Source organism: Streptomyces sp. H39-S7 (genome assembly GCF_027158205.1).
Taxonomy (GTDB): Bacteria; Actinomycetota; Actinomycetes; order Streptomycetales; family Streptomycetaceae; genus Actinacidiphila.
The window spans coordinates 1-18,445 of record NZ_JAPVLU010000072.1 but is presented as its reverse complement, the minus strand read 5'-3'; the positions used below and the strand labels follow the sequence as shown (position 1 = coordinate 18,445).

11 protein-coding genes and 1 pseudogene are annotated in these 18,445 nt (G+C 63.7%); 5 read left to right on the top strand and 7 right to left on the bottom strand.

What is annotated here, in order from left to right:
- The first annotated feature begins 22 nt into the window (after nt 1-22).
- Both O3X23_RS39535 and O3X23_RS39530 read left to right on the top strand, forming a co-directional pair.
- Complete coding sequence (locus O3X23_RS39535; RefSeq protein WP_269278706.1) at nt 23-2,176, top strand: MMPL family transporter; 2,154 nt, start codon at nt 23-25, stop codon at nt 2,174-2,176.
- A 39-nt stretch (nt 2,177-2,215) separates the two neighbouring features.
- Nucleotides 2,216-3,001 carry a PIG-L deacetylase family protein gene (locus O3X23_RS39530; protein ID WP_269278705.1) on the top strand — a complete coding sequence of 262 codons (786 nt, stop codon included), beginning with the start codon at nt 2,216-2,218 and terminating at the stop codon, nt 2,999-3,001.
- Nucleotides 3,002-3,115: 114 nt separating this feature from the next.
- On the opposite strand, the gene O3X23_RS39525 is transcribed toward O3X23_RS39530, so the two are convergent.
- From O3X23_RS39525 to O3X23_RS39510, 4 genes are all read right to left on the bottom strand, one after another.
- On the bottom strand, nt 3,116-3,322 hold the full coding sequence (locus O3X23_RS39525; RefSeq protein WP_269278704.1) for an MbtH family protein: 207 nt from the start codon (nt 3,320-3,322) through the stop codon (nt 3,116-3,118).
- A 112-nt stretch (nt 3,323-3,434) separates the two neighbouring features.
- Entirely contained in the window at nt 3,435-5,384 is a 1,950-nt protein-coding gene (locus O3X23_RS39520; RefSeq protein ID WP_443048118.1) for an ABC1 kinase family protein, read from the bottom strand.
- 344 nt (nt 5,385-5,728) lie between these two features.
- On the bottom strand, nt 5,729-6,982 hold the full coding sequence (locus O3X23_RS39515; protein ID WP_269278701.1) for a tyrosine-type recombinase/integrase: 1,254 nt from the start codon (nt 6,980-6,982) through the stop codon (nt 5,729-5,731).
- 167 nt (nt 6,983-7,149) lie between these two features.
- Nucleotides 7,150-7,428, bottom strand: coding sequence for a helix-turn-helix domain-containing protein (locus O3X23_RS39510; RefSeq protein ID WP_269278699.1), 279 nt, complete (start codon nt 7,426-7,428; stop codon nt 7,150-7,152).
- 526 nt (nt 7,429-7,954) lie between these two features.
- On the opposite strand from O3X23_RS39510, the gene O3X23_RS39505 reads away from it, so the two are divergent.
- Together O3X23_RS39505 and O3X23_RS39500 are read left to right on the top strand one after the other, a co-directional pair.
- Nucleotides 7,955-10,345 (top strand): hypothetical protein, encoded by a 2,391-nt coding sequence (locus O3X23_RS39505; RefSeq protein ID WP_269278697.1) that lies wholly within the window; start codon nt 7,955-7,957, stop codon nt 10,343-10,345.
- Between the two features lie 315 nt (nt 10,346-10,660).
- Nucleotides 10,661-12,229 (top strand): GmrSD restriction endonuclease domain-containing protein, encoded by a 1,569-nt coding sequence (locus tag O3X23_RS39500; RefSeq protein WP_269278695.1) that lies wholly within the window; start codon nt 10,661-10,663, stop codon nt 12,227-12,229.
- Here the strand turns inward: O3X23_RS39500 and O3X23_RS39495 are convergent.
- The 3 genes from O3X23_RS39495 to hsdR form a co-directional block, all read right to left on the bottom strand.
- Nucleotides 12,213-13,355 carry a restriction endonuclease subunit S gene (locus tag O3X23_RS39495; protein WP_269278693.1) on the bottom strand — a complete coding sequence of 381 codons (1,143 nt, stop codon included), beginning with the start codon at nt 13,353-13,355 and terminating at the stop codon, nt 12,213-12,215. The two genes, O3X23_RS39500 and O3X23_RS39495, sit on opposite strands and share 17 nt — an antisense overlap.
- Nucleotides 13,352-14,935, bottom strand: coding sequence for a class I SAM-dependent DNA methyltransferase (locus tag O3X23_RS39490; RefSeq protein WP_269278692.1), 1,584 nt, complete (start codon nt 14,933-14,935; stop codon nt 13,352-13,354). Before O3X23_RS39490 ends, O3X23_RS39495 begins: the two co-directional genes overlap by 4 nt.
- A gap of 84 nt (nt 14,936-15,019) precedes the next feature.
- Complete coding sequence (gene hsdR, locus O3X23_RS39485) at nt 15,020-17,488, bottom strand: EcoAI/FtnUII family type I restriction enzme subunit R (protein ID WP_269278690.1); 2,469 nt, start codon at nt 17,486-17,488, stop codon at nt 15,020-15,022.
- Between the two features lie 512 nt (nt 17,489-18,000).
- On the opposite strand from hsdR, the pseudogene O3X23_RS39480 reads away from it, so the two are divergent.
- A pseudogene (locus O3X23_RS39480) lies at nt 18,001-18,321 on the top strand (transposase); the annotation flags it as partial.
- Nucleotides 18,322-18,445 lie beyond the last annotated feature (124 nt).

Here is an 18,445-nt window from a genome sequence, read left to right as displayed (position 1 = left end):
GAAATCACTGTGAAGGAGCTCCATGTTCGGACGGATCGGGCGGTTCCCTGTCAACCACCCCTGGGTGACCATCGTTGCCTGGATCGTCGCGGCGATAGCACTGACCGCACTGGCACCGCAGTTGAAGGACACGAATGACCAGGCGGACTTCCTGCCGTCGCACTACGAGTCGGTTCAGGCCGAGAAAACCGAAAAAGCCTCCTTCCCACAGCGTGAACAGCCCTCAGCCATTGCGGTATTCCAGCGCACCGGCGGTGGCAGGCTGACGGCTGCCGACAAGGCCGACGTCGCCAGGATCACCGCAGCGTTGCAGGGCAAGAAGTACGAGAAGATCAAGAAGATCGAGACGAACCCCGAGGCCGTCTCCCCCAACGGCGAGATCGCGCTGGCGAACGTCATCGCCGACGGCGACGACCCCTACGCCGACGATGTCATCGATGCCGTCAAGAGCATCCGCGCGGACGCCAAACCGCTGCTGACCGGCACCTCGTTGACGATGGGCGTCACCGGAACGGCAGCGTCGGCCCTGGATGCCGCCGAGTCGTCGGGCGACACCGACGCGATGATCATGATGGGCACCCTGATCCTGATCGTCGTGCTGCTCGCCGCGATCTTCCGGAGCCCGCTCATCGCCTTCCTGCCGGTCCTGATGATCGCGCTGATGTTCATGGTGTCCACCGGGCTGATCGCGACCGCCAGCGAACTCGGCGGCCTGCACGCGGACAGCGGGATCTCCTCGATCCTGATCGTCGTCATGTTCGGCGTCGGCACCGACTACATCCTCTTCCTGCTGTTCCGCTACCGGGAACTGCTGCGAGCCGGACAGCAGCCCAAGGAGGCCCTGACGGAAGCGGTCACCCGGGTCGGCGAGACCATCGCCTCCGCGGCCGGCGCGGTGATCGTCGCCTTCCTGGCCCTGCTGCTGTCCACCATGGGCAGCCTCAAGGCCATGGGGCCGTCGCTCGCGATCGCGGTCGCGGTCACGCTGGTCGCCGCGCTCACCCTGGTTCCCGCCGTCTTCTCGCTGCTGGGCACCAAAGCGTTCTGGCCGTCCAAGGCGTGGAAGCGGCAACCGAGGAACGTGGTCGCCAACCGCATCGGCTCGATGGTCTCCAGCCGGCCCGCGGTCGTCGCCGCGGTCTCCGCCGGCCTGCTGGCCGTCCTGGCGGTGGGCGCGTTCGGGTTCAAGGCGGAGTTCGACAGCGAGAGTTCCCTGCCCAAGAACCTCGAATCCGTGCGCACGATGGCGGAGCTGCAACGCGGCTTCTCAGCCGGCCAGACCGACCCCAGCGTCATCTACGTGAAGAGCGACGGCGGCGCCAAGCTGGACCCGGCGGCGCTGCAGACCTTCCGGGGCAGACTGACCGCGGTCAAGGGAGTCGGCGAGGTCTCCGAGGCGACGCTGAATCCGAAGGGCGATGTCGCCCAGTTCAGCGTGGTCCTGAAGTACCGGCCGTCCTCGGACGCGGCGATCGACCTGGTCTCCGGTGGCCTCCGCGACTCCGCGCACCGGTCCGCGCCGCCCGGCTCCACGGCGCTGGTCGGCGGCAGTACGGCCGTCCTCGTCGATATCGAGAGCGCGGTCAACCGCGACTACACGGTGGTCTTCCCGGTGGCAGGAATCGCGATCATGCTGATCCTGGGACTCCTGCTGCGCAGTGTGGTGGCCCCCTGGTACCTGATGCTCTCCGTCGGTCTCGGCTTCGCCGCGACGCTGGGCTCCACCGTGTGGCTGTTCCAGGGCGTCAAGGGAGAGACCGGGCTGCTGTTCATGCTGCCGGTCATCGTGTACCTCTTCGTGGTCGCCATCGGCACCGACTACAACATCCTCATGATCGCGAGACTGAGGGAGGAGATCAGCCACGGCGCCTCGCCGCGCGACGCGGTCCGCCTCGCGGTGGCGCATTCGGTGCCGACCGTGGGATCCGCGGCGGTCATCCTGGCGGGCACCTTCGGTGTGCTGATGCTCGCCAGCAACACCCTGCTGCAGCAGATGGGGTTCGCCGTGGCCTTCGGCATCCTGCTGAACGCCTTCGTCATGGCGATCCTGCTGGTACCGGCGGTCACCACCCTCATCGGCAAGAAGGCCTGGTGGCCGGGGCACCAGAACACCCCTACGCCGCCTTCCGCGGTCGAGCCGCAGCCGGTCCTGTCCGATGCGCGAAGCCTGTCCTGACCACTCGTCCGCCATCACTCGGCCCGAAGGATCGAGACCATGTCCCTGGTGCTCGCCGTCTCACCCCACCTCGACGACGCCGTACTCTCGGCGGGCGGCCGGCTCTTCGAGCTGGCCGCCGAAGGCGCCGAGGTGATCGTGTTCACGCTGCTCGCCGGCATCCCCGAGCCGCCGTTCTCGCTCCTCGCCGACCTCTTCCACGAAGAATGGGGGCTGGAGGGCAATCCGGTCGCCGAGCGTCGTGCCGAGGACGGCGACGCGCTGAAGCTGCTCGGTTCGAGGCCGGTTCACGGCTCGGATCTCGATGTCATCTACCGGACGGGTCCTGACGGCCTGTGGATGGTCGACATGGACGGACCTTCGGCCGCGTACGAGACGGACGACGAACCCGGACTGCGCGAACACCTGGCCGGCTCCGTCGCCCGGGTCGTCGCGGAGCTGGGGCCCGACCTCATCCTCACCTGCGCCGCGGTCGGCGAGCACATCGACCACCGGCGCACCCGGGACGCGGTACTGACCGCCGCAGGGGACCGGGTGCCCGTCCGGTGCTGGGAGGACCTGCCCTACGCGCACCGTTCCGCGGATCCACCGATCCTTCCGGACGGCGCCGTGCTCGGCCCGCCCGTGGCCGAACGGGCCACCGACGAGGGCTGGTCGGCGAAGTACGCGGCGATCGAGTGCTACCGCTCGCAGCACTCGATGCTGTGGCCCTCGGGTGAGGACTTCCGCCCGTCGTTCGACGCGCACGCGACCGCACAGGCACGGTCGCTGGGGCTCACCGGGCGCGCCGAGCTGTTCTGGCCGGTGCTTCCCGGCGGAAGGTGAGGGGCCTACGTCTCCGGACGTGATGACGGCGGGGGGGGGGCCCCGGGGGGCGCGCCCGCCGTTCGTCTGCCCCCGGGCGCCGCACCTTGCCGGTGGGCGCCTCAAGCGATCGTTCTAACCCATCGCGTCCGCAAGGCTCTTGGGGCGCATGTCGGTCCAGTTCGCCGTGATGTGGTCAAGGCACTCCTGGCGACCGGCTTCGCCGAAGGTGACGCGCCAGCCGTCCGGCACCTTGATGAAGGACGGCCACAGCGAATGCTGGAGCTCGTCGTTCACCAGAACGTAGAAGGAGGCGTCCTCGGACTCAAACGGATTGCTCACGGATCGTTTCCCCTCGGCGGTGAATGAAGTCCTGAATTCCTCCTCCATGAAAGCCACTCGCCGACCACCCCGCAAGGCGCGCAACAGGTTGCTGTCACCGGCGGAGAATTCATCATCGCCGGGGTCTGAATATGGAGAAGAGCACCTTCATCACCATCAGTGCGGACGCGATCAGCAAATGGTAGCCAAGCAGTTCGAAGAGACTGATCTGCGGAGTCACCATGGGCCCGCGGCGGACGCTCAGCAGGATGGAACCCATCACGCCGCTGGACGCGCTCAGAATGGTGAGGAGCACATCGTGCACGAGCGACCGGACGAACGTGCGGTCACGCGAGTCGGCGAACAGCCGGACCCCGACGAAGAGCCGCCCCTGCTCCAGCGCGCTGGTGACCCGGTCCAGGCGGCGCGGCAGCCGCCGGAGCACCGCCAGGGCCGCGAACACCTCACCCAGCATCGCCTGCTTCGTCGCCGCCGAGCCGCCGGCTGCCGAGAGCTGCTCCTCGGCCAGCCCGTGGGATTCCAGCATCATGTCGAACCCGGGCGAGATCTTGGTGAGCGTCCCCTCCAGCGTCGCCAGCGCCCGGAAGACCGCCGCGACCTCGGGCGGTATCTTCAGCCCGTATTCGGAGACCAGCCGGAACAGATCCGTGAAGACCTGGATGTCCGGGGTGCTTCCCGGGGCGAAGTGTCGTGCCATGAAGCGGCCCAGCGCCCGCTCCAGGCCCTGCTCGTCGAACTCCTCCGGCCGGATCACCACTTCGAGCAGCGCATCGCACAGCGCGGCGGCGTCACCGCGCTGGACCGCGATGATGAACCCCTTGAGCGCCGAACGCAGTTGCCGGTCGATCCGGCCGACCGACCCGAAGTCGACCAGCCCGATGCTGCCGTCCTTGAGCAGCAGGATGTTGCCCGGGTGCGGGTCAGCGTGGAAGGTGCCGTCGACGAGTACCTGCTGGAGCATGTTGGCCAGCAGGTTCCGGGCCAGCTCGGTACGGTCCAGCGACATCGTGTCGAGGGACGCGTAGACCGAGCTGATGGGCGCACCCGGCAGCTGCTCCAGTACGAGCACCCGCTCGCCGGACAACTCCTCGTACTGCGACGGCAACCGGACGACCGGGTCCTTCGGGCGGCGCGCCCACGCGGCCGTCACCGTGGCCAGGTTCCGGGCCTCGATACGGAAGTCCAGCTCCTCCTGGACGGAGCCGGTGAACCCCTCGGCCAGTTCGACCGCGCCCAGCGCGGCGGCCCAGCGGGTGCGGTCCTCCAGTGCCTGGGCGATCCGGCAGATGATGTCCAGATCCCGCTCGACGACCGGGCGGATCCCGGGACGCTGCACCTTGACGACGACATTGTCACCGCTGTGCAGCCGCGCCAGGTGCACCTGGGCGATGGAGGCGGCGGCCAGTGGATCGGGGTCGAAGTGCGCGAACACCTCGGCGACCGGACGGCCGTACTCCGCGCTGAGCAGCGCCTCCACTTCGGGCCAGGGCGCGGGCGGCACCTGGTAGTGCAGCCGGCTCAGTTCGGTGACGAACGCCTGAGGGAGCAGATCGTCGCGGGTCGACAGCACCTGCCCGAGCTTCACGAAGGTCGCTCCGGCCTCCTCCAGCGCCAGCCTCAACGGTCTGGCGAGCTGACCCGCCCGGCCGCCCCGGCCGGTCCCGGTGCGGGGACCGCCGCGCAGATAGGGGCCCAGCCCGTGCCGTACGACGATGGAGCTGATGTGGGAGTAGCGCCGGCCCCGGGTCAGCCGCGAACGGAGGCTGCGCAGCCCCTTGATCGGCCATCCCGAGCCGCTGGGCACGACCACTTCCGAGACCGCCAGAAAACCCATGGCGACCACGAGCGTGCTTCCCATCTGCACACCGGTCAGGACTCCGCGCTGCTCCGGACGTTGCATCACCACGCTGAACGCGGTCAGACCCGCCATGCCCACCAGCCCGGTGAGCAGGGTCCGTATGGCACCTATCCGGAGCCCGAGCAGCCGGCGCGCCGCCACCGCGAAGGCAGCGATGAAGACAACGACCGCGATGCACGCGGTGACGAACTCGACCACTCTCATGATTCTGGGAAGACCCGCGTTCGCATCGTTGTCGCCGTTCCTGGCCACCGCGCCCAGGGCGTCCGGCACCGCCCGCGCCGCCACCCCGTCCGACCACGCTAGCCCGTACGCCCCGCCATCCCCAGCGATGTGGCAGGAACCTGTCCCCACCCCGGGCAGGACCCGGCACGGCGAAGGGCCTCCGACACAGGTCGGAGGCCCTTCGCGCAACACAAGCCGTTGAAGGCGGCGGACGAGTCGGCCTGTACGCCGGGTTCTGTCCATCGCGGAGCTGATCATGCTCTGACCTGCATCTTTATCCGATCCAGCGGCTGAACCGCGTCCCTGGGACTTCTCAGGGACTTTCAGTCGAGGTCCGTGAACCACGTCTCGATCGCGGTGAGTCCTCGGGCACCCGCCTGGGGCATGAAGTGGGTGTAGGTCCGCAAGGTGAAGGCCGGATCAGAGTGCCCGAGCCACCTCGCCAGGGAGACGACCGACTCCCCCGCTTCGAGCATCACGGAGGCGTAGGTGTGCCGCAGGACATGAAACCCGTGTTCCCGACTCGGCTCCCAGGTCCGGCTCACCTTCTCCCCCGGCTGGTGCTTCTGAAGGTGGGAGATCACCCCAGCGTCAGCGAGCGCCGGCTTCCACGCCTTGGTGTTCCAGGTAGTGCGATTGACGGCCCCTTGCCTCGTCGTAGTGACTAGGAGCGGGACCGTGACGGTGCGCCGCTCTTCGCGCGGGAGGTCAGGCTCCTCCGGATCAAGCCACGGCAAGGTGATGAGGACCGCCGGAAACTCCTTCTCGTGGACAAGCAGCCGCTTGGCGAGAGCTTGCGTCAAGGGCGCGTCCCGCTCCTTACCGCCCTTCGGCGGCCCGAAGTACAGCTGCGACTTGTAGCGCAAGATCTGGCGCTCGATGTGCACCGAGTCGCCCCGTACGTCGAGTGGGCTGAACGCGAACGCCTCGCCCTGGCGCAGGCCGCACCCGACACCAAGGTCGAGTGTCGGCCGGTACCGCCTCGACAGGGCTTTGCGCACCGCGTCGACTCGGTCCCGTTCCCATGAACGAGCCTTCCGCTCGGGCCTCCTGGGCGGCTTGATGGTGCTGTTGCCCATGCACGGGTTGCGGAAGAGCCGTTTGTCCTCGACCGCCGCCTGCAAGATCGCCTTCAGGTAGATCCAGGCAGTGTGAGCCGTCCCGACACCAACGGAGCGCTGAACGTCCGCTGACCACCTGCGGAGTTCAGCAGCACCGATGTCCCGCAACGACATCTCCCCGAGGTAAGGGAGCACGTGTCCCCAAATGCGGTACTTCATGCTTTCCAGCGTCGGCGCTGGATGGATCTGGGCGGGCCACCAGTGATTCTCCACATAGTCCCGGAAGGTAATCGCCCCTTCCCTTGCGTCAACGAACTCTCCTCGATATGAATCGGTCTGGGTCGCGGCCAGCCATGTCTTCGCGTCAGCGACGGCATCGAAGGAGCGATCCCGAACGTCTGGTATCCCCTTCACCCGGTATCGGGTGCACTTCCCCCACATAGCCGTTCGGTCGCGCCTACCCGTCTCCTTGTTGGGTCGCTTCCGCAGCCACCTGTCCTCTATGTAACCCGCCACACGCGGCCTCCTTGCATTTGGGCGACTGTCTCGTGCTGCGCAACGTGCGCGCCGCTACTACACAGACGACCTTCACCACTATGAAATTCCGGATGACGTCGAGATTTTCACCTGGAGAATCGCGGACTAGCCATGAGCCGGGTCAACCCACTAGAGGAGAATCTACGTCAGGCTGCACGACGTGGCGATCGACGCTGTGGAGCTTTCGCCAGGGGGCTGAGTGCCGTATTCGAACGCGAATCAGCTGCTTGCTGCTCGCCCAGCCATGCATCCAACAAGTCCCGTCGGTACATGACCCGGCCACCCGGCCCCATCCGAAAACTAGGCGGCCCTTGCCTCCGATGACGCCAGACGTACAAGGTATTCGTCGAGATGCCGAGGTACGTGGCCGCATCCTCCACATTGAAGAACGCGGCCTCGATTTTGGCCCGCCGCTGATCGCTCATCGCTTGTCCCCAGGTATAAGGCTCCACACCAGCAGAAGTGCCGGCGGCCCACTACCGGTTCAGAGACCCCTTGTCGGGCCTGTAGTGGCAGGCGGCATCAGTGTCTGGAGAGACAGCGGTTTGGAGTGGCCGCAATGAAGTGCTATACGGCGGTTCGTAGCAGCGATCCACTCGTTCGCAAGTTGGGTGCGCTGCAATTACAGAGGCTTGGCCATGGGAGAGCCGGGCCCACCCGAGGCAGACCCCGGGCAGCAGCCGCGTGAACTGTCGGTCAGGGAATACGTCTCCGGGAGTGGCCTTGTCCAAGGCCTCGCCTGTGCTTGCACCGGCCAGTTCGGCGAATGCACGCAGTTCAGTGCCTACCTCGGCCCTTCTCCTGGCCGTCTCGGAGCCCGTGACGGTGGTGGCCCAGGCGGTTGCCACGTTACTTCTGTCCCCCGCGTGAACTGTCAACTCCCGTAGCCTGTCGACTCCAGTCGCAGCCCCCTTGCCGGGCGACACCTACGTAAGCCAGAAAGAACAAGTCATGGACAGCCTCCACGAAGGCCCCTCGTCGATGCAGGCTGCGGTACTTCCAGCCCGCGCCGTCTACTTGATCGCTGAGGGCAGCCGCTCGGGCTTCATCCGCGCGGTGCAGCTGGCCAGCGGTCGCTGGGGCGGTATGACCGAACCGATCGTGCCGGTGTCCGTCGAAGGTACGGTCCGGGCCGAGCATGTCAGGATGGTCGGCTTCGCCGATCTGCAGGCCGCCGTCAACGTCGATGTCGAAGCCGAGGCAGCGAAACGCGCGGCGGAATCGCTGGAACTTCCTGTGCTGCCACTAGAGCAGGCCTACAGCATGGCTACCTGTGCGCCCTCTGCGGTCAGCACACCCCTTCAGCAGCCGTCGTTCGGCGCCCTGAGTGTCGCCAACCTCCATCAGCCGGTGGCGCACGGCCCCGCCGACGGGTTGCTGTGGCAGATCGCGGCCCTGGGCTGCCCGTCTCCCGATGCCGCCCAGATCTCCCGCCCTTCGGTCGGCGGGCCGGACGTCTGGATGATGCAGCTCGGCCGCAGTTCGCTCCTTGAGCAGACGATCGACCAGTTCGGCGAGTACCGCAGTCTCACTCCCGGTCACACGCCCGCTGTCGTGTGGATCGCGCAGCCGGATAGCCTCGCCGACTGCCTGGACTTTTGGAATCTGCGCGCGCTGCGCCCGGTCGACACAGTCGACTTGCCGATGGTCCTAATCACCGACGAGGTGGTGCACTGGCAGATGGCGTCAGAACAGCTCAGCCACTTCCTCAAGCGACCGGGCCAGTTCTCTCCGGATGTCGCGCTGAAGACAAGGAGTCTGACGGCCGATGCGGTGGACGCAATCGCTACAGCCTTGGACTTGGTGAAGACCACCGACGAGTTCTTGGCCGGGGCGCGCCACCCACAACCAGCTCTGCGGCAACCTCCCTTCACCTATCGCACCGACCTCGACCCTTCGGAGTGGGTTCTGCACGATCGGGAGTACGGCGTGGTCGCGTCCTTCGACGTGCACCTGGTTGCCGGTCGGGCCACGTTGATGCGGATCAGTTCATCGGTGTCTTTCCGCGAGCGGGGGGCTGCGCTCCTTCGGATTTTCGGCAGGCCGCTGGACGGCCTGCCCCAACGCCAGGAAGTCGCCGATCTCATGGGCGTGCACGCGACCTGGAGCGGGCGCAGCATTCAGTTCCGCGTCGAGGCGGCGCCCGCGTGGAGTTTCCAGCTGAACATCCCTTCGCTGGAGCAAGCGACCTGCGCTCTGCTCGACGCGGTCACGGTCAAGAACGCCCCTTCCCAGCCGGGGCGGCTCGCCGCCGCACTACAGGGCCGCGCCGACATGCGGCTGCTCCTCGACGCCGGGGTGTACGAGGGCGCCACGGCACTCACGACGCCCCGCTCCCATCAGCTCCAGAAGGACCTGGAAGCTGCCGTTGCCGCGCAGGACGCCCAACGAGCCGACCTTTTGGACATCGCCAGCCGGTGGGGAGGACGAGCCGAGCGCCGATTCCAGCCTGCCCAACAGATCCCAGGACCACGGGGCGTTGCTATCGAAGCCCTGGAGAAGCTCTGCCGCATTGAGTGGGCCGAACGAGGCCTTGAAGCCCCCTGCGACCAATGCGGCATCACCTCCTTCCACCCGATGGCGCAGTCCGGTCACCAGCCCGTATGCCCAGCCTGCACTGCGCCCGTCACCTATACCCACGACGCGGGCAACCTGTCCGTGGTATACCGGCTAAACGGCGTGGTCGACCGTGCCGCCGACCACGGAGTGCTCCCGCACCTGCTCGTGATCGCGGCCCTGACCCGGGCGAAGCCGCTGTCCTACTTCCTCCCCGGCACAGACCTCACCTTCCCGGAGAATGAGACCCCAGAGGTGGACATCTTCGGGATCTGGGACGAACAAGTCCTCGCCGGTGAGGTGAAGACGTCGTCCAGCGAGTTCACCACCGAGCAGCTCAAACGCGATGTGAGGCTGAGTAAGCGCCTCGGCGCCGATGTCCACCTGCTCGCCGCGATCGACACCGTCGACCCAAGCACCGTGATTGAAGCCCGCACCCTGTGTGCGCAGGCAGGGCTCAAACTGGAGGTCTACGACAAGGCCCGGCTACGCCCCTACACCCCGGTGGCAGCCGTTACTGATACGGAGCAGGAGACGTTCCAGCAGTTGCAGAATTCGCTTGCCCTGCTAGTCCAGGCCCTGGAGGGCAATCCGGCTCGCGCCGCCGCAAAGTCGGGGCTCATTCTCAGCACCGCGTTGAAGCCCCGCACCCCAAGCGCCGGCCAGGTCGACGCGCTGAAGTCACTAATCAACCGCCACGGAGCTGCGCTCATCTCCCCGCTGCAGGCCGTTCAACAGAAGATCTCCGAGCTGACTGAGGCGGACGAGAATCCAGACCCGACGTAGCCGGAGCGTGGCACAGCTGGTCCTTCTTCTCCGAGAACGTGCACTCACCGACGTCGACGCGTGAGAGAGGAACGTTGGGCTCCACGTGACTCTTCGGGTCGGCGGTGTGGGGCCCGCTGAGCCCGTAGGACGACTGTCACTGTGGGCTCTGCAGCCCGCAGATGGGGGTAACCCTGGCGGGAGCCCGCGGTCGGGCTTGTTGTCCGTGGTCGCCGGTAGGCTGACTCAACTGCACTGAATCGGCTTGGAGGCTGGTCGGCTATGGGATTGGGCGCGACGTCGGTCAGAACACTGCACACCGGTACCGAAGGGCTCGTGGACATCGCGCGAGACATCAAGCGCGGCGAGGTTCTCCTGCCGAAGTTCCAGCGTGAATTCGTTTGGAAGCGTCGGCAAGTTCTCGACTTGCTCGATTCGATCGCCCGAGACTTCCCGATCGGCAGCGTCCTGCTTTGGGAAAGCCGCGAGGAGCTCGCAAGCGACCGCACCATTGCGAGTCTTCCTGTTGACGAGCCGCGTGACGGATACCCTCGCCGCTACTTGCTCGATGGACAGCAGAGGCTCTCCACCATCTGTGGCGCGCTTTACTGGGTACCCAACGACGACCCGAGTAGCTACTGGAATATCGTCTATGATCTGGAGATCGGCTCCTTCGTTCACGCAAACACCCTCGCCACTCCGCCCGATCATCAGATTCCGACCAGGCTGCTGGCCGATGCGGCCGAGTATTTCAACAGCCCCTGGATGCGGAACGAAAAATATAAGGAGCAGGCGGACACGCTCTACCGGCGCTTCCAGAACTACAAGATCGCGGTAGCCACGATCAAGGACATGCCCGCGGACGAGGTGGCTAAGGTCTTTTCCCGCATCAACAGCACCGCGACGACTCTCACCATCGCCGATTTGATCCGTGCGGCGACCTGGACTAGCGACTTCGATCTGGCTGACCTGCTCGACGGCGCAGCCACCGACCTGGCACCGAAGCAGTTCGACAGCGTTGACCCGCCCACGTTATTGCGTGTCGTCGCAGCGACCGCGGGACACGGTTACTCAGGAGAAGACATCTACAAGCTCCGGGAACATACTCCCGCTGAGCTGCGCGAAATCGTGAAACGATCGGCCGAGGGAGCACGCCGTGCCGCCGACTTCCTGGCCACTGACCTGGGCCTTCCGGGGGAGAAGGCATTGCCCTATCAGAACCAGTTTGCGGTCCTCGCCGATGTGTTTCAGCGGGTTCAGAAACCTACAGCGCAACAGATTGCTGGCCTCAAGCGCTGGTTCTGGCACACCTCATTCAGTGGGTACTTCACGAACTGGGCGGGCGCGCAGATGATTGCGACCCGTGAAGCGGTCAAGGCGTTCACAGCTGGAGACAGCACTGCTACGTTGCCTGATGGGAAAACTCCAGGAGTTGATGCCTGGGAACGGACCCGATTTAGGCAGGGCGCTGCCTTCTCAAAGGCTCACGCCCTACTTCTGGCTCGTGAGCGACCGACGGACTTGAGGTCCGGTCGGCCGATCGATATTGGCAAGGCCCTCTCCTGGAGCAACGATAAGGAATACCACCACTTCTTCCCCCAGGCCTATCTAAAGAAGGAGGGCTATGGTGAGACAGCAATCAACTGCGTGGCGAACATCATCATGCTTAGCTCGATCACCAATATCTACATCTCGGACCAACGACCCTCGGAGTACCTTCAGGAGCTGATCGACCTGCACGACGAGGACACCATCCGGGCCTACTGCGCCGCGAGCCTCATCCCGCCGGCGGCCTTTGACGCGGCCCTGATCAACGACTACGAAACATTCCGTCGCACCCGAGCCGCTTACCTCCATCTTCGATTCTCCGACCAAATCGCCATCCGGCCTACAGCTTCCCCGTGAACGCCGCATTCAGCAGGGCGGTGCGGGTGGCTTGGATCTGTGCGTCGAACACCGGTCCACGGTTCCGAGAGATCGCCTCTGCCGAGAGGAGTACGCGCGCAATCTTCTGCTGTTCGCTGAGCAATGGCAACGGGATGATCTCGGCCGCGAACGGTTTGATCCCAAGAGTCTTGTTCCTACCAGCTCCGCCCGGAGAGCAACGGCGCAGAATCTCGAGGCCCGGCGCACTGAGGAAATAGAAGCGAAGATAGTCCGCATCCGCGATGGATGGATTTACTGCATAAGTCATGAAGCGGTGTGAACCAACCCGGTCCATTTCTGCGGCCCCGGCGCGTGCAACGGCACCTTCCCAAGCGAATACACTGCTAAACAGTAGATCACCCGGTTCAATTCGGAAAATCTTCTTCGCCCCGAGTTCGGCACCGGAAATTGGCGGTTTGTGGAAGACGCCACGCCCAAACGAACGCAAACCGATTTCCTGATACTTGGCCGATGCGCTCACTTCGACAGGCCGTCGGGTCAAGGTCATCACGGCATCAAGGGGATGTGTCGTTGCCTTATTTGCTGTGGAAATCAACGACTCCCGCAAAGCATCACAGTCACGAGTCGTGGATCGTCTCAATTCTCCTGCGCGGGACAGTTTGGCCATCGCGGAATCGAGCCTTCCGGCTACACGATACTGCTCAGTGAGACCTGGGAGCGGGACTTTGGTCGAGAGAAATGTATCGGGCGTGGTTCGCTTGCGCCTGACCATTGAGCCACGCGGTGTCAACTGTTCCCACAGGCGCGGCCAGGAAATGAGATGGGCAAGGAAGCGTTCATCGTTTCCCGTGGTATCAATATCAAACACTGGATATTCCGGAGAGACATAAGTTCCATCGAACTTCTCGCCGACAAGGGCAATGGCCCCCTCCCAAGCGTTGAGTTTGCTCATCACTACCTGGCCTACCGAGAGGCGATGTAGGGCGGAATAGGCAGTCTCTGTGCCAGTGATCTCCGGGCGCTGGATGAGCCCTTTCCCGAAACTGTAGATCCCTGTAATTTTGTATCTTTGATGGTCTTGAATTTTCTCGAAGTTCCTCGCGAGCATCAGCGCATCTGCAAGTGGTCGCTCTACGTAGCTCACTTGCCACCCGCCAGTTCGGCCTGGATTTCTTCGAGCAGACCGAGGATCTCGTGTTCGGTCTTGATCAATCCGGCGATCAGTTCGGCGGGATCATGGTTAGCGAGGTCGGCCGCGGAATGAGGATTAGACAAGTCCAGGTTGAGGCCGCCGCCTCGCAGATCCTCAATTGATACACGCCAGGCTTGCGGTGTCGTCATGCGACCTACTCGTGACGATCCACCCCACCAAGCCTGGCATTCGGCGAGCTCCTCGAAGGCGAGTGGCTTGCTCTTTGTGTAGCTACGCCGTCCTTCGGGGAGCGGTAGCTCGTAGTACCAAGTCTCTTCGGTAGGTTTGCCCTTTTCAAAGAACAGTAGATTCGCCGGGATATCCGTGTAAGGAGCGAAGACGCCCTGCTGCAGCCGGATGACGGTATGCAGATTGCACTCCGTCAGGAGCTTCTCTTTGATGTTCATCGCGATGGTGTCATTGCCAAACAAAATACCGTGTGGCAGGACAATTCCACAGCGACCGCTGTCCTTGAGTTTCTCGATGATCACGTTAAGGAAGAGCCATGCGGTCTCTCTGCTCCGGAAGCCCTCATCGAAGGCATTGGTGACCGAGGCTTCCTCCTCTGCACCAAAGGGCGGGTTGGTGGCGATGACGTCGAGCTTGTCTCGCCTGCCCAGGTTCCGCATGATCACGAGCGAGTTGCCTCGGCGGATATGTGGCTGCGGAACATCGTGGAGGAGCATGTTCATCATGCTCAGCAAGAACGGCAGGGACTTCTTCTCGATGCCTTGAATGTCACTATAGAGAGCGTTGATCTGTTTTGTGGTCTCCGCCTTGGGCATCAGCACCCCGAGCGACTCGACAAGGAAGCCGCCGGTGCCACAAGCTGGGTCAAGGATCTTCTCGCCCAACTCCGGGAAGAGCTGCTGCGTCATGAAGCGGATGACCGGGCGCGGGGTGTAGAACTCGCCCGAGTCGCCTGCCGCGTCACGCATCTCGCGCAGGATACCTTCGTAGAGGAGGGCCATCGTGTGGACGTCTTCCTGGTGGGTGAAGTCGACCTTGTGAACCTGGTTGATCACGTCCCGTAGCAGCGCTCCGTTGCGCATACGATTGGACAGGTCTTTGAAAACGGAGGAAATTACCAGACGAGGATCGAAGCCTGCACGCTTCTCGTCCTCCTCTTTTACCTCCTGATCCAGATTTGCCAGGTAGGGGAAGAGCTCGTTGTTGACAAATTCCAGCAGAGCGTTGCCAGTCGGGGTCGATGGATTCGCTCCCCACGCCTTCCACTGATATTTGGGTGCGATGGCAGGCTTGAAAGTTGCGCCTTCGAGCAGTGCCCGCTCGTCCTCCTTTGCGTCGAAGCAACGCAGGAACAGAAGCCAGGCGAGCTGCGGCAGGCGGTCGAGGTCACCGTTGAGGCCCTCGTCGGTGCGCATGGTGTCGCGCGCCGACTTCACGATCGCGGACAGGCGAGCCTGAGTGGTCTGCGGAGCAGCGGCCTTGCGCGGCACCCGCTTCCGGGCCTTGGGCTTTGCTGCTCTCAGGCCGGGCTCAAACAGTTCTGCCTGATCGTCCGCGCTCATCGCTGTTCGGCTCCCAGATCGCTTCTCATACATGGCCACGCCCAGGGCAGTTGTACCCAGCGGGCGTGGCCTACTCTACGGAACTTACAACGCGAGGTCGTAGAGGCGGGCGGCGAGGCCGTCGATGGCCTCGTGGAGCTCGGTTCCGCCTCCGAAGCGGCCGGCCAAGCTCGTCACGCTACCCATCTGCTTGAACTCGGGTGTTTGGAGCGCCTCGGCAGAAACTTCGGTGATGCCGTCGCGCTCGTACCTATCCAACAGACTCTCCAGGATCTCGCGGGCTTTGACGGTGAACCCGGCGAGAAACTCTCTGTGCTCTGCGCGTACACGCTGGACCCGCTCGCTGCGTGTGACCAGTGCGGTGCCGTAAGCCAGGTTGAGCAACAGGTCGATCTCGTCAACATCCTCATGCCCGGTGTGCTTATACACCTCTGCAGCGTCGATACCTGCATTGCGAAATGCCTCAGTGAGCTTCCGTCGGGTGGTCGAACGTGCCCACTGGGCGCGCAGATTGGTCGGTGTTAGTTCCATTCTTCTGACCTGTGCGCCAACAAGCTGGCGGTACTCGAACAGCCGCAGCTCTTGAGTCCCAGCCTGCAACAGGTAGAACGATTCGTTAAACTTGAAGACTTCCACACCGTCGACGTAGTACTTGTTCGGGCTATTCCGGATACGGGCGTTGAGCCCTGGGTCGCGTACCACGCCGTATTCGTCCACGCCCATTCCAGCGGCGCTCGATTCCGCGGCACCTGGCTCTGGATGTTCGAGGTTGCCCTCCGACTGAACTGGGTCGGGAGAATTGGGATCGGGTTCTTCGCCGGTCAGGTGGCCTTGCGTATCCGTCCAAGTGACCACTGGACGTCCTAGCGGAAGTCCGTCGAAGTCGGGACGGCTGAAGTGCTTGGTCGCGTCACAAAAATCAATGATGGTGAAGACAAGCTTGTCTTCCTCTTCACACAACCGAGTGCCGCGACCGATGATCTGCTTGAACTCGGGAACGGATTTAACCGCGCGCAAGAACACGATGTTGCGCACAGTCGGCATGTCCACTCCGGTGCTCAAGAGTTTCGAGGTAATAGCGACGACTGGGCGCCTAGTCTCGGTTTTACGGAAGATGGCTAGTTCGGCCATGCCAGGAGGGCCATCCGCAGTCGTGACGCGGAAGACATAGTCATTCCTAGGCCCGGCTAGATCGGAGTTCAGATTCGCCATAGCGGCGCGCATCCGGCCGGCATGTTCGATGTCCTGGCAGAACACCACCGTTTTGGCCATGGGGTCAGTGCGCTGCAGGTAATCGGTCAGCGCACGCGCTGCCTCCTGAGTCCGCTCGAAGATAACGACGAGGCGTTCGAATTCGCTGGGTCCGTAGATCTTGTCCGGGATCTCATTGCGATACTTATCGAGCTGTCCGGGTGTCGGCTGCCATCCGTGGACATCTATGTTCAGCAGGATCCTATTGACTCGGTACGGCGCGAGGTAGCCGTCCCGGATTCCATCGCCAAGGGAGTAGGTATAGACCGGGGAACCAAAGTAACCGCTCGTGCTTCGCTCGCTGTCCTCTACCGGGGTCGCGGTCATGCCCAGATGGACGGCCGAGTCGAAGTGCTCCAGGATTTCACGCCATCGGGACTCTTCAGACGACGAACCGCGGTGGCACTCATCCACGATGATCAGATCGAAGAAGTCCTTAGGATACTGCAGAAACAGTGCGTCCTCATCGCCGGTTTGATCCAGTGACTGGTAGAGGGCGAAGTAGAAGTAGCGGCTCATCACAGCGTTGCCCTGGCCTAGCTTGCAGACGGCATCATCGCCGAACCCCGGGATAAAATATTCATCCTTCGGCTGGTCCACCAACATGTTGCGGTCGGCGAGGTACAAGACACGAGGTTTATCGATACCCTGGGGCCAACTTCGGTCCCAAAGCTTTCCAGCGATTAGGTAGGCCACGAAAGTCTTCCCGGTACCAGTTGCCAGGGTTAGCAGGATTCTTTTGTCACCGCGCGCGATCGCAGCTAGGACCTCTTCGACCGCCGCTTTCTGGTAATAGCGGGGCCGTTTGATCGTTCCGTTGGGATTCTGCAAATTCTGCTTGAAGGGCGTCTTGCGGAACTCCATTGCAAGATCGTCGTCGAGTCCTTTTGCATCAATGAACCGCTGCCATAGCTCTTGCGGAGACGGGTAGGCGCCGACTTCGATCTCGGCACCAGTGGTCATGTCGATCTCGCGGATCACATGCCCGTTGGTTGTGTAAGCCACCGGCAACGCCAGGCCGCGCGCGTAGCGCTTGGCCTGTTCAACTCCTGTTTCTGCCGGTTCGTCCTCCGGTTTTGCCTCCACAACCGCAATCGGAAAGCCCGGCTCGTACTCCAGCACATAATCCGCGCGCAACCGACTGCCGCGGTAAGACTGTCCTCCGGTATCGACAATCTGACCGTCGCCGATCCAGAACTCCCGCTTGATTTGGGATTCCTCCCAGCCAGCAAGGTGGAGGACTGGATCGATCAAGTCGGCGCGGGTGGCAGCTTCGTCACGCCCGCCCATAGAAGTCGGCATACCTCTTTCTATAGGATCGCCCCTGCCTGCGGGTACCCTTCGCATGATCGGCCAGACGTTGCATGGCATGGTGCCGAGGTGGAGCCTTGGCGCGTCCTAGTACTCCAGCTGTAGATCGTGATCTTGCCGCTTGAGACGGTGGCGGTAGCACTGGTGGGGCGCGGGTAGTTAGCCGCTGATACCTCTGTCAGCCAGGAGGTCCCTGACGCGTGCGTCAACCTGCTGGCGGTCATAGCCCCGCCCCACGATCTGGAACGGAGGCGGGCCGACTGGTGAGTCGCCTTCAGTCAGGGCCTTGAGATAGCGGTCGACCTGCTGGCGGTTGTAGCCCCGCCACACCACATTGAAGCCACGGAACTCGGACGGTGTCGACACTGCGTGTACCACTCCAACCCGGTAGGAAGACGGGTGCGGCCACCGTTGATCATCGGTGTGTGAAGACTGAAGATCATGCGGTGGCCGCAGGTCACAGCGTAGACCCTGCCCGGTGGCAGGAGGCATTCGAGGGCCTGATGGCCCGGATAGCGGGCCGGTTCGCCCGGGTCGAACCGCGCCGCCGGATACGGCGGTTGGTGCTCGGGCTGCTCTCGGACCTGCCCCGGAAGAACTGCTGGACCATCGCCGAGTGGGCCGGGGAGGCGACCCCGGACGGTATGCAGCACCTGCTGAACCGCGCCAAGTGGGACGCCGACGCCGTCCGCGATGACCTGTGCGACTACGTGGTCGAGCACCTCCACGACGACCAGGCGGTGCTCGTGGTCGACGAGACCGGCGACGTGAAGAAGGGCGCCCACACGGTCGGCGTCCAACGCCAGTACACCGGAACCGCAGGGGCCCGTACTTCAATAAGTGCACGGCAGTAGGGCAGTTGGTGGGAGCCTGAATCATGGCTTCGCTTCTGGCTGACCGCGTCACTGCCCGCGTGCTACGGGCCAAGTTCGATCAAATATTGCCGCA

Excerpts from the sequence above, each read along its gene's own strand:
- O3X23_RS39505 (WP_269278697.1), top strand. The coding sequence starts at position 7,955 with ATGGACAGCCTCCACGAAGGCCCCTCGTCGATGCAGGCTGCGGTACTT.
- O3X23_RS39520 (WP_443048118.1), bottom strand. The coding sequence starts at position 5,384 with ATGAGAGTGGTCGAGTTCGTCACCGCGTGCATCGCGGTCGTTGTCTTC.
- O3X23_RS39535 (WP_269278706.1), top strand. The coding sequence starts at position 23 with ATGTTCGGACGGATCGGGCGGTTCCCTGTCAACCACCCCTGGGTGACC.
- O3X23_RS39490 (WP_269278692.1), bottom strand. The coding sequence starts at position 14,935 with ATGAGCGCGGACGATCAGGCAGAACTGTTTGAGCCCGGCCTGAGAGCA.
- O3X23_RS39530 (WP_269278705.1), top strand. The coding sequence starts at position 2,216 with ATGTCCCTGGTGCTCGCCGTCTCACCCCACCTCGACGACGCCGTACTC.
- O3X23_RS39510 (WP_269278699.1), bottom strand. The coding sequence starts at position 7,428 with ATGAGCGATCAGCGGCGGGCCAAAATCGAGGCCGCGTTCTTCAATGTG.
- hsdR (WP_269278690.1), bottom strand. The coding sequence starts at position 17,488 with ATGCCGACTTCTATGGGCGGGCGTGACGAAGCTGCCACCCGCGCCGAC.